Annotated in this window: 7 protein-coding genes; 4 read left to right on the top strand and 3 right to left on the bottom strand. The window is 60.4% G+C overall.

Translation table 11 applies throughout. The features are described 5' to 3' along the window. Nucleotides 1–212: 212 nt before the first annotated feature. Together DK871_RS27830 and rimO are read right to left on the bottom strand one after the other, a co-directional pair. On the bottom strand, nt 213–683 hold the full coding sequence (locus DK871_RS27830; protein ID WP_161907416.1) for a GNAT family N-acetyltransferase: 471 nt from the start codon (nt 681–683) through the stop codon (nt 213–215). A 101-nt stretch (nt 684–784) separates the two neighbouring features. Next, nucleotides 785–2,125: a 30S ribosomal protein S12 methylthiotransferase RimO gene (rimO, locus tag DK871_RS27825; protein ID WP_003231334.1), complete on the bottom strand. Its 1,341-nt coding sequence runs from the start codon at nt 2,123–2,125 to the stop codon at nt 785–787. 289 nt (nt 2,126–2,414) lie between these two features. Here rimO and DK871_RS27820 point away from each other — a divergent pair, with 289 nt between their 5' ends. The 3 genes from DK871_RS27820 to DK871_RS27810 all read left to right on the top strand — a co-directional run bounded on the left by DK871_RS27820 (nt 2,415) and on the right by DK871_RS27810 (nt 6,124). Further along, complete coding sequence (locus tag DK871_RS27820; protein ID WP_161907415.1) at nt 2,415–4,316, top strand: potassium transporter Kup; 1,902 nt, start codon at nt 2,415–2,417, stop codon at nt 4,314–4,316. Between the two features lie 212 nt (nt 4,317–4,528). Continuing rightward, on the top strand, nt 4,529–5,635 hold the full coding sequence (locus DK871_RS27815; RefSeq protein ID WP_161907414.1) for an NADH:flavin oxidoreductase/NADH oxidase: 1,107 nt from the start codon (nt 4,529–4,531) through the stop codon (nt 5,633–5,635). Nucleotides 5,636–5,938: 303 nt separating this feature from the next. Then, nucleotides 5,939–6,124 (top strand): hypothetical protein, encoded by a 186-nt coding sequence (locus DK871_RS27810; protein WP_003189066.1) that lies wholly within the window; start codon nt 5,939–5,941, stop codon nt 6,122–6,124. A 53-nt stretch (nt 6,125–6,177) separates the two neighbouring features. Here the strand turns inward: DK871_RS27810 and DK871_RS27805 are convergent, their stop codons facing one another. Beyond that, on the bottom strand, nt 6,178–7,803 hold the full coding sequence (locus DK871_RS27805) for a glucan biosynthesis protein D (protein ID WP_161907413.1): 1,626 nt from the start codon (nt 7,801–7,803) through the stop codon (nt 6,178–6,180). 304 nt (nt 7,804–8,107) lie between these two features. On the opposite strand from DK871_RS27805, the gene DK871_RS27800 reads away from it, so the two are divergent. Then, entirely contained in the window at nt 8,108–8,815 is a 708-nt protein-coding gene (locus DK871_RS27800; RefSeq protein ID WP_056790152.1) for a tellurite resistance TerB family protein, read from the top strand. The last annotated feature ends 221 nt before the right edge of the window (nt 8,816–9,036 follow it).

Here is a 9,036-nt window from a genome sequence, read left to right as displayed (position 1 = left end):
GCGTCCTGCCGGGTTACCCACGAATTCAAGCCTGCGTTCGGCCAGCGTGGTTTAACGGGGCGCCTAAGATCAAAAGCCAGAGCAAGATCACAAGCAGATCAAGATCAAGAGCGGCTCGCTTCGCATCGTGGTTACCGTCTGCGTTACAGCCTATAAAGTTGTGTAGATACCTATCGCCATCGCAGGCAAGCCACAGTTTGTACGGGATGATTTCAGGCATTACGCACCTGTTGCTGCTGGCGCAAACGCAGGTGCAACAACGGATAAGGCTGCCCAAGCCCATCATGCTCCGTTCGCCCGATCACCTCGAAGCCTTGCTTGAGGTAAAACCCCAAGGCCTGGGGGTTCTGTTCGTTGACGTCCAGTTCATCGGCATTCATGTGTTCGATCGCGTAACCCAGCAATTGCCGGCCCAGCCCCTGGCCACGGTAGTGCGGGTCGATAAACAGCATTTCCACCTTGCCCGCCGACACGCCGGCGAATCCGTTGATGCGTTGGCGCGAGTCCTTGGTGCAGATCAGCATCACCGCATCGAGGTAACGGGTCAGCACCAGGTTTTTCAGCAACTCGATATAACTGCCCGGGAGGAAGTCGTGGGTGGCACGTACCGAGTCCTCCCAGATCTGCACCAGGCGCGCGTAGTCGCTGGTTTTAGGTGTGTGAATCACCGAATGCTGACGCATACCCGCTGTCCCTTGCTGTATTCGGGGTTGATGGGCAATACGATAGACCTAAAAAAGCCCCGCATCTTCTCAGAGGCGGGGCTTTTTTTATCATCGGGCGATCAGTCGCGCTTTTCGGCCCACAAGTCGTACTCGTCGGCGTCGGTCACGGTGCACCACACTTTGTCACCCGGCTTCAGGCCGCTGGCATCGTCGATGAATACGTTGCCGTCGATCTCAGGGGCGTCGAAGAAGCACCGGCCCACCGCGCCTTGCTCGTCGACTTCATCGATGAGCACTTCGATTTCCTTGCCGATGCGCAGTTGCAGGCGCGCCGAGCTGATGGCCTGTTGGTGCGCCATGAAGCGCTCCCAACGGTCTTGCTTGACGTCGTCCGGCACCACGGCCAGGTCCAAAAGGTTGGCCGGAGCACCTTCCACCGGCGAGTACTGGAAGCAACCGACGCGGTCCAGCTGCGCTTCGGTCAGCCAGTCCAGCAGGTACTGGAAGTCTTCTTCGGTCTCGCCGGGGAAGCCGACGATGAAGGTGGAACGGATGATCAGTTCCGGGCAGATCTCGCGCCAGTTCTTGATGCGCGCCAGGGTCTTGTCTTCGAACGCCGGGCGTTTCATCGCCTTGAGCACTTTCGGGCTGGCGTGCTGGAACGGGATGTCCAGGTACGGCAGGATCTTGCCGGCGGCCATCAACGGGATCAGCTCGTCCACGTGCGGGTAAGGGTAAACGTAGTGCAGGCGCACCCACACGCCCAGGCTGCTAAGGGCTTCGCACAGCTCGGTCATGCGGGTTTTCACCGGCGCGCCGTTCCAGAAACCGGTGCGGTATTTCACATCGACGCCGTAGGCGCTGGTGTCCTGGGAGATTACCAGCAGCTCCTTGACGCCAGACTTGACCAGGCGCTGGGCCTCGTCGAGCACGTCACCCACCGGGCGGCTCACCAGTTTGCCGCGCATCGACGGGATGATGCAGAAGCTGCAGCTGTGGTTACAGCCTTCGGAAATCTTCAGGTACGCGTAGTGGCGTGGGGTCAGCTTGATGCCTTGAGGCGGTACCAGGTCGATCAGCGGGTTGTGATCCTGGCGTGGCGGCACCACCTCGTGCACGGCGTTGACCACCTGCTCGTACTGCTGCGGGCCGGTCACGGCCAGCACACTCGGGTGCACGTTGCGGATATTGCCTTCTTCCACCCCCATGCAGCCGGTCACGATGACCTTGCCGTTTTCCTTGATAGCTTCGCCGATCACTTCCAGAGACTCGGCTTTGGCCGAGTCGATGAAGCCGCAGGTGTTGACCACCACCACGTCGGCGTCCTGGTACGTGGACACGACGTCGTAGCCTTCCATACGCAATTGCGTGAGGATGCGCTCGGAGTCGACAAGCGCCTTCGGGCAACCCAGGGAAACAAAGCCAACCTTGGGGTTGGCTTTTGCGATGGTGGTGGACATGTCTAACCTCGGTATTGAATGACGCTGCCGGTCGTGCACGACAAGGCAACGGACGGGCGCTTGGTGCGCCTCTGATCAAAAAGTGCGCAATTCTATCGGTGGGCAACGCACTTGACCAGCTTTATGCAGGGAAATACGACGAGTGCTGCGCTATGCTTCGCGCCGTTGCACACGGGTAAAGCCCTTGGGTCAATAAAACGTCTGTTACGAGAAGTAAAACAGCGCATGCTAGGGTCAGCTTAGAAGCGCTGTTTATAAAAGACCTCAGGTCAAAGGGCAGGAGTGGTTGATGGGTCAGGCAAGTAGTCAGGCAGCAGGTGCCGAGCATTCAAAAGCCAAGCCGATTGGCATGCTGGTGGCGGCGGTCGGGGTGGTTTATGGCGATATCGGGACCAGCCCGCTCTACACCCTTAAAGAGGTGTTCAACGGTGGTTATGGCGTGCAGGTCAACCATGACGGTGTCTTGGGGATCCTGGCGCTGATCTTCTGGTCGCTGATCTGGGTGGTGTCGATCAAGTACGTGCTGTTCGTGCTGCGCGCCGACAACCAGGGCGAGGGCGGGATCATGGCTCTCACCGCGTTGGCGCGGCGAGCTGCCGGCACGCGGGCCAAATTGCGCGGTTTTCTAGTGGTATGTGGCCTGTGTGGCGCGGCGCTGTTCTACGGTGACAGCATGATCACCCCGGCGATTTCAGTGTTGTCGGCCATCGAAGGCTTGGAACTGGCGTTCGACGGCCTGGAAAAATGGGTGGTGCCCATTGCACTGGTGGTGCTGGTGGCGCTGTTCCTGATCCAGAAACACGGCACCGACCGCATCGGCAAGCTGTTCGGCCCGGTGATGGTTACCTGGTTCCTGGTGTTGGGCGGCCTGGGGGTGTACGGCATTCTGCAGCAACCCGAAGTGCTCAATGCGCTGAACCCGGCGTGGGGCGTGCGCTTCTTCATGGTTCACCCCGGTATTGGCGTGGCAATCCTCGGCGCGGTGGTGCTGGCCTTGACCGGCGCTGAAGCGTTGTACGCCGACATGGGCCACTTCGGCCGCAAACCCATTGCCCGCGCCTGGTTCCTGCTGGTGTTGCCGGCGTTGGTGCTCAACTATTTCGGCCAGGGCGCGATGCTGCTGGGCGATCCGGAGGCTGCGCGCAACCCGTTCTACCTGCTGGCGCCGAGCTGGGCGCTGGTTCCGTTGGTGGGCTTGTCCACCATGGCTACGGTGATTGCTTCCCAGGCGGTGATTTCCGGCGCGTTCTCGTTGACCCGCCAGGCGATCCAGTTAGGCTACATTCCGCGCATGCATATCCAGCACACCTCCAGTGCCGAACAGGGCCAGATCTACATCGGTGCAGTGAACTGGTCGTTGATGGTCGGCGTGATCCTGCTGGTGCTGGGCTTCGAATCCTCCGGTGCCCTGGCCTCGGCCTACGGCGTAGCTGTAACAGGCACCATGCTGATGACCACCATCCTGGTATCGGCGGTGATGCTGCTGCTGTGGAAGTGGCCACCGGTGCTGGCCGTGCCGCTGTTGCTCTGCTGCCTGTTGGTAGACGGCCTGTTCTTCGCGGCCAACGCGCCGAAGATCCTCCAGGGCGGCGCCTTCCCGGTATTAGCGGGGATCGTGCTGTTTGTGCTGATGACCACTTGGAAGCGCGGCAAGCAATTGCTGGTCGGCCGTCTCGACGAGGGTGGCCTACCGTTGCCGATTTTTATCAGCAGTATCCGCGTACAGCCGCCCCATCGCGTGCAGGGTACGGCGGTGTTCCTCACTGCGCGGCCCGACGCCGTACCCCATGCGCTGTTGCACAACCTGCTGCATAACCAGGTGTTGCATGAGCAGGTGGTGCTGTTGACCGTGGTCTACGAAGACATCCCTCGTGTGCCTGCAGCGCGGCGCTTCGAGGTGGATGCCTACGGTGAAGGCTTCTTCCGGGTGATCCTGCACTTCGGATTTACCGATGAACCGGACGTGCCCGAAGCGTTGAAGCTGTGCCATCTGGATGAGCTGGACTTCAGCCCGATGCGCACCACCTACTTCCTCAGCCGTGAAACGGTGATTGCCTCGCGCATCAAAGGCATGGCCCGTTGGCGCGAAGTGTTGTTTGCCTTCATGTTGAAAAATGCCAACGGCAACCTGCGGTTCTTCAAACTGCCGGTCAACCGTGTGATCGAGCTGGGCACCCAGGTCGAGATGTAAGGCGCTGCCTACCGGGAGCCGGCAATCGGCTCCCGCTTTCCTTTCTGAACCCTGTGCAAACGATGGTTGTCGACTAGGCTGGTAGGAGCGAGCTTGCTCGCGAAAAACGTCAACGATCACGCGTTAATCCTGGATAAACGCGACCCCTGTGAGGCCTTCGCGAGCGAGCTCGCTCCTACAAAAATGCCTATGAAGCCCAGAAGAGGTGCGCCATGAGTCAGCTGCTCGAACCTTACACCCTGCGCCAATTGACCCTGCTCAACCGCATCGCGGTTTCACCCATGTGCCAATACTCCAGCGACGATGGCCTGGCCAATGACTGGCACCTGGTGCACCTTGGCAGCCGAGCCGTGGGCGGCGCCGGGCTGATTTTTACCGAGGCCACGGCCGTGACCGCCGATGGCCGTATCACCGCCCAGGACCTGGGCCTGTGGAACGACGCCCAGATCGAACCGTTGCGCCGCATCACTCGGTTTATCGCGGCCCAGGGCGCAGTTGCCGGAATTCAGTTGGCCCATGCCGGGCGCAAGGCCAGCACCCATCGGCCATGGATCGGCAAACACGGCAGCGTCAAGCCGGAGGAGGGCGGCTGGGTGCCGGTGGGGCCCTCGCCGATTGCCTTCGACCCCAATCACACCCAGCCCAAGCCACTGGACGAAGCACAGATACAGCAAGTGATCGCCGACTTTGTCGCCGCCGCCAAGCGCGCCCTGACCGCAGGCTTTGAAGTGGTGGAAATCCATGCCGCCCACGGGTACCTGCTGCACCAGTTCCTCTCGCCGATCAGCAACCAGCGTCAGGATCACTACGGCGGCTCTTTCGAAAACCGCATTCGCCTGGTGCTGGAAGTGACCAAGGCCGTGCGCGCCGTGTGGCCTGAGGAGTTGCCGCTGTTTGTGCGCGTGTCGGCCACCGATTGGGTGGAAGACGGCTGGAATCCGGATGAAACCGTGGAATTGGCGCGCCGCCTGAAAGACCTGGGGGTGGATTTGATCGACGTATCGTCCGGGGGCACCGCCGCCAATGCCGAGATTCCCACCGGCCCCGGCTACCAGACGCGCTTCGCCGAGCGCGTGCGCAAGGAATCGGGCATGGCCACCGGCACCGTTGGCATGATTACCGAACCCGCCCAAGCCGAGCACATCCTGCGCACCTGCCAGGCCGACATTATCTTCCTCGCCCGTGAACTGCTGCGTGACCCTTACTGGCCACTGCACGCCGACGATGACCTGGGCGGGCGTAAGGCAATCTGGCCGGCGCAATACCAGCGGGCAACCCACCGGGACCAGCCGATCCATGAGTCAGACCTGCGGGATTGACCCTACTCGCCTCTGTGCCAAACCCACCCTGACACGGTGGGTTTTTTCTTGCGCGCGTTGTAGGCGTTGCGCAGCCGATATCGGCCACCGCGTGAGCAATCGCTGTAGGTTTTTATTACCGACGTTATTTTTTAAGTTAATACTCTAAAAAAATCCCACGAATGACGAGATAGTTTCTACGCTAAGGGTAAGCCCGACTTCTGGCCCAGGGAGACAGGCGGTTGGTCCGCGAAGCCGTTGCGCTTCTCGGGAGTTGGGAAATGGGCACCAGGAGTATTTGACTGATATCAGGAGTAGCGGTCCATGGCCAAGTCCTATGGCGTAGCGGGTGCGGTGGCGTCGTTTCTGAGCCGCCGGATGTCCTTGCGGGGTCGAAGGTTAAGTTCTGATGAAATGGAGTTGCTGGCGCAATATCGGGCGCTGACCGAGAGCGATCAGGTGGCGATGCGGTATTTGATTGGCGCGATGAAAAGCGTGTCGCGGTTCTGATCCACATCCGATCATTCCCACGTTATTGCGTGGGAATGATCGTGCGGGTGGCATCAGGTGTATTTGCGTTGTTCTGGCGCAGGCGGGAAGTACTGATAGAGCCAGGTTTCACTCAGGGTGCGGTCCTGGGTGCGAATAAACAGGCGTAGCTCAACCGGCTCAACGCTGTCGCTGGTGGGGTACCAGTCGAACAGGATGCGGTAACCCTTGATGTTGTCCAGCACCAGCACGCTGAAGTCCTTCACCTCACCGTGGGAGCAGGTCACCACAGGCTCGATGCCGGTGCCCGCCGGCAGGCGATCCAGGCCGCCGCCCTTGAAGTCCACGGCGAAACGCCGCGCCCATACTTTCGGATAATGCTCGCCGGGTGCCCAGCCTTCGGTAAAGCCGCCCATGCCCGAGCGGGTCGCGTCGACCTGTGCCAGCGGCGTACTCACCGGCGGCAGCGCACTCCAGTACAGCTTGTAGCCGTAGTTGAGCGAATCACCGGCGGCCACGGGCTTTTTCGGGGTCCAGAAGGCCACGATATTGTCCAGGGTTTCGCCAGTGGTGGGGATTTCCAGCAGGTCGATCGAGCCTTCGCCCCAGGCCGTGGTCGGTTCAACCCACAGGCTTGGGCGTTTGCTGTACCAGTCGACAGTGTCTTGGTAGCTGGCGAACTCATGGTCGGTCTGCACCAGGCCGAAGCCTTTGGGGTCGGTGTCGGCGAACGCGTTGAATTGCAGCTTGGCCGGGTTGTTCAGGGGCCGGCAGACCCATTCGCCGTTGCCGCGCCACATGGCCAGGCGGTCTGAGTCGTGGATTTGCGGGTGGATGGTGTCGCACATGCGGCGCTCATGGGTGCCGCAGCTGAACATACTGGTCATGGGCGCGATGCCCAGTTGTTCGATGGCGGTGCGCGCATTGATGTGCGCGTCGATCGCCATCACCACTTGGTTGGCCTGGCAATCGATGTCGAAGCGATACGCGCCAGTGGCGCTGGGCGAGTCGAGCAGGGCGTAGACCACAAAACGCGTGGCGTTCTTGTCCGGGGTTTCGAACCAGAACTGCGTGAAGTCGGGGAATTCTTCGCGTTTTTTCGCGTAGGTATCAATCGCCAGGCCACGCGCCGAGAGGCCGTACTGGCCGGTGGAATCCACCGCACGGAAGTAGCTGGCGCCCAGAAACGACAGCACGTCATGGCGGTCCAGCTCCGGCGCCTTGAACAGCTTGAAGCCGGAGAACCCCAGGTCGCCGGTCAGTTGCTGGGTGTCCACCGTGGTTTTTTCATAGTTGAACAGCGATGGGCGAAAATGCACTTCGCGGGCTTCACGGGTCTTGGGGTCGACGCTGTGCATGCGCACCGGCGTCTTGAAACCCATGCCGACGTGGAAGAACTGCACGTCCAGTTGGCCGTTCAACTCCTTCCACAGCGAATGGTTACGGTCATAGCCGATGGCGTTGAAGTTCTGCGGGGTCATGGTGGCCAGGGTCGGCGGCAGCACCTGCTTAGTGTCCTGGTAGTCACGGGTGGCCAATTGCTTGGCCTGGGCCTTGAGCGATTCGAAATCGAACGCCACGGCCTTGCCATCGGCAGCCTGGTTTGCGGCCCAGGCCTGCGCGGCCAGCAGGCCACTGGCCGACAAACCGGTGTAAGCCGCAATGGCCATGGATGCTTTGAGCAAATTCCTGCGGTGCATAGAGACAACCTGTCGTGAGCAAATCCCGCGCCGTTCCTGGCACGTAGCGGATCAGAAATAACGGTTCGGACATGCCTTCGGCCAAACGCAACGGACAATAAACAGACGCCGGATAGCTTAAGCGGTTCGATGAACGAGGCAAATTGATTGATGGCGGGATGATGGCGTTGCATGTGCAACAAGACATTTCCAGCATCGCAACTGAGCGTTACATCTGGAAGCACTCTAGATCACGGCTTTTTGGCACTTAGTTTTACGCTGGAGGCCTATTGGTCCTACGAACCCAAGTGTCTGGAGGCTACGAATGAATACCCGTGGATTGCTCGATCAACTGCTCAAGTCTGGCCAGGACATGTTGCAAAACAAGGCCGGCGGCCAACGCAAGTCCAATGACAAGGGCGCCCTCGGCGGCTTGCTCAACGGTGGCGGGCTCGGCAGCATGCTCGGCGGTGCCGGCGGCGGCGCCCTGGCAGCGGGAGCCATGGGCTTGCTGCTGGGCAACAAAAAAGCCCGCAAATTCGGCGGCAAGGCGCTCACCTACGGCGGCCTGGCCGCACTCGGTGTGATTGCCTACAAGGCTTACGGCAACTGGCAAGCCCAGCAGGCCAGCGCGCCCCAAGGCGAGCCGCAAACCATCGACCGCCTGCCAGCGGCCCAGGTCGAACAACACAGCCAAGGCATTCTCAAGGCACTGGTAGCCGCGGCCAAGGCTGACGGGCATGTGGATGAGCGCGAGCGCGCCTTGATCGAAGGCGAATTTACCAAGCTGGACAACGATCAGGAGTTGCAACACTGGCTACACGCCGAACTCAACAAACCCCTGGACCCCACCGACGTCGCCCGCGCCGCCAGCACCCCGGAAATGGCCGCCGAAATGTACATCGCCAGCGTGATGCTGGTAGACGAAGAAAACTTCATGGAAAAAGCCTACCTGGACGAACTGGCCCGCCAACTGAAACTTGAGCCCGGTTTAAAGCTTGAGCTGGAAAAGCAAGTACGGCTTAACGCGTAAATAGGGCCACACGCCAGTCAAACCTGTGGGAGCGGGCTTGCCCGCGAATGCGGTGGACCAGTCACTCTATTTCTGACTGATTCACGCCATCGCGGCATAGGTATCAACACCCTAACCACGATGCGAAGCGAGCCGCCCTTGATGTTGATCTGCTTGTGATCTTGATCTCAGGCGCCCCGTTAAACCACGCTGGCCGGAATTCGACAGGGATTTGGGGGGTA

Origin of the sequence: Pseudomonas sp. L13 (genome assembly GCF_009935965.1) — a bacterium.
Lineage (GTDB): Bacteria > Pseudomonadota > Gammaproteobacteria > Pseudomonadales > Pseudomonadaceae > Aquipseudomonas > Aquipseudomonas lactis.
The sequence above is the reverse complement of the archived record's forward strand: the minus strand, read 5'-3'. Positions and strand labels throughout refer to the sequence as shown.